The following is a 2,728-nucleotide window of genomic DNA, read 5'->3' on the forward strand; positions in this document are numbered from 1 at the left end:
CACGGCGCCGGCCTCACCGCTGCGGCGGCGACGGCGACGGCGGCGGCGCGAGGAGGACAGGCCGGCGGCCAGGTCGTCGTCGTCCTCGTCGTCCTCGTCGGCGGCCGCGACGGCCGGCTCCTCGACGGCGGGCTGCTCGGTCTCGGGGGCCTCGGCCTCGCCCTCCTCGGCCTCACCGCGACGGCGGCGGCGGCCGCCCCGGCGGCGACGGCGCGACGGACGGCCGTCCTCCCACTCGTCCTCGGCCTCGGGGCCGGTGGCGGGGGCGGCGACGGCCGGGGCCTCCACGGCGGCGGGCGCCTCGACCACGACGGGGGCCTTGGCGGCGGCCGGGGCCTTGGCTACGGGAGCCTTCGCGGCAGGGGCCTCGACCCGCTCCACGGCGGCACCGCGCCTCCCCCGGGCCGGGGTCTGCACCCGCACCGAGGTGCGGACGCGGCGACGGCGGCCGACACCGCTGTACTCGAACTCCTCCTCCTCGCGCTGCGGCGCGGCCGGGGCGGACTGCGCCTCGACGGCGGCCGGCTGCGCGGCGGCGGGGGCGGCCTGGGTGGCCTGGGTGGCCTGGCTGGCCGGTGCCGCCTGGGCCGCCGGAGCGGTGAAGGGGGCGGGCTCCTGGAAGACCGGGGCCTGGAAGATCGCGGTGGACGGGCGGACCGCGCGGCGGCGCACCCGCTGCGGCGGCTCGGCGGCCTCGACGACCGGCGCCGGGGCGACCGGCTCCTCGACCGGGGCCTCCTCGGCCACGGGCTCCTCGACCTCGGCCTCCTCGGCCACCGGCTCCTCGACCACCACGGGGGCGGCCTCGACCACCCGGCGGCGGCGGGGACGGCGCGCCGGGGCGGCCGGCTCCTCCACGACGGCGGGGGCCTCGACGGCCACCGGCTCCGCCGCGGCGGCGGGCGCCTCGACCACGGGGGCGGCCTCGGGCTCGGCCTTCTTACGGCTCCGACGGGCCCGCGCGGGCTTCTCCGCCGGCTCCGCCTCGGTCTTCTCGGCCTTCTCCGCCTTGGGGGCCTTCTCCGCCTTCGCGGCGGCGACCGGGGCCGACTCGGCCTCCGGCGCGCTGACCACGATCGAGGAGTCCTCGGGCGCTCCGGCGGGCGCCTCGGCCCGCTTACGGGTGCGGCGGGCCCGGACCGGCTTCTCCGCCGCCGGCTCGGCGGCGGCCTCGGCGACCGGCGCCTCGACCGGACGGGTGGCCTCGGCCTCGGCCGGGACGACCGTCTCGGCGGCCTCGGCGGCAGCGCCCTGCGGCGCTCCGGCCGGGCGGGACACGGCGCGGCGACGCCGGCGCGGCGGCGCGGCGGACGCGCTGTCGCCGCCGGTCGCGGCGGTGTCGTTCGGTTCCGTTGCCGCAGGCTGCTGCGGATCGGTGTTATCGAGCATGCGGGTGGATCTCCCGTCAGGCCCCCGGGCTCCGCATCCGGGCACGGCACGGCACCGGTGGCCGGCCGGCATCACGACGATGCTCGGCCCGGACCCTCTCACGGTGCCGCCGCGCGGACGCGAGTCCGCACAGGGGCTCGTAGTCTCGCTCGGCGCCCCGCCCTCGGCGGGGTGTCGAAAGTCTTCTGGTCTGACCAGTCTTCTGAGGTTTTCCCAAGCTGCGCCGTCCCCCAACCCCGGGTGGCTCCCGGACGGGGTCCTCGGGCCCACCGACCATCGGGGTCGGCGGGCCGCAAGAGGCCGGCCTGTGCTTCGACGACGCTCGCTCCCCTGGGGAGCAGCGGGGGCCTGGAGGACCAGCGGATCCAGTGGGGAACTGGACCCGGCCTCCGCCCGCTAGGCGGACGCGGTTGCGCGCGGCTCGCCGGCCGCCAGAGGGCCGGCCTGGGCCGCGGCGCGGTCGAGCGCCAACGGGTCGGTCACCGTGCCGGTCCCCTCGTCGAGCGGCCCCTGCGCCAGCCTGGTCACCTCTGCGGGGACCGGCGGCGCCAGGTCGGCCGTCGCACGGAGACCGGACAACACGTCGTCGGGTCGTACGGCGGGTGTGGCGTGTCGTACTACCAGGCGCAGTATCGCACAGGGACGCCCGGTCCGAACATCGCGGGTCTCTTCGCCCTCCGTGTCCGCACCGCCGTCGACCTGCGACGGGAGGAGCTCAAGAGCCGCCACCGCCCCGCGCGCGTCGAAGACCCGCAGACCGTTCTTGGTGAGGCGTTCGACCTCGACCCGCTCCTGGGCGAGGAAAAGGGCGACCGCACGGGCCGCCTCCTGCGGCTCGACGCCGTCGAGCCGCACCCGCCACTCGGAGGCCTCCAGGCGCTCCACGAAGTTGGGCGTCCGCACCTCGACCGCGTCGATCACGTCCAGTCCCTCGGGCAGCGACTCGTCCAGTTGGACGCGCAGCGCCTCCGGGTCCCGGTGGGCCGCGAGGCCGATCTCCAGGTACTCCGCCTCACTGGCCACACCGGTCGGCGCGGCATTGGCGTAGGACACCTTGGGGTGCGGGGTGAAGCCGGCCGAGTAGGCCATCGGCACCACCGACCGGCGCAGGGCGCGCTCGAAGGCGCGCTGGAAGTCGCGGTGGCTGGTGAAGCGGAGCCGGCCGCGCTTGGTGTAGCGGAGACGAATCCGCTGCACCGTCGGCGCGGGCGGCGGACCGTCGGGCGTACGGCGTGCCAGGGTCGCTCAGTCCTTCGTCAGTGGTCCCCGTCCGCGACGGCGGCGATTTCCCGCCACTGTCCGGACTCTTACACCTCAAAGGGTACGCGCCCCCACCCAC

The 2,728-nt window shown here is 77.6% G+C and carries 1 protein-coding gene and 1 pseudogene; both read right to left on the bottom strand.

What is annotated here, in order from left to right:
• Positions 1–1,389 (bottom strand): annotated as a pseudogene (locus tag VR45_RS35750) (ribonuclease E/G); the annotation flags it as partial.
• Between the two features lie 396 nt (positions 1,390–1,785).
• Positions 1,786–2,586, bottom strand: coding sequence for a TIGR03936 family radical SAM-associated protein (locus tag VR45_RS35755; RefSeq protein WP_045944089.1), 801 nt, complete (start codon positions 2,584–2,586; stop codon positions 1,786–1,788).
• Positions 2,587–2,728 lie beyond the last annotated feature (142 nt).

The organism is Streptomyces sp. NRRL S-495 (assembly GCF_000966955.1).
GTDB classification, from domain to species: domain Bacteria; phylum Actinomycetota; class Actinomycetes; order Streptomycetales; family Streptomycetaceae; genus Kitasatospora; species Kitasatospora purpeofusca.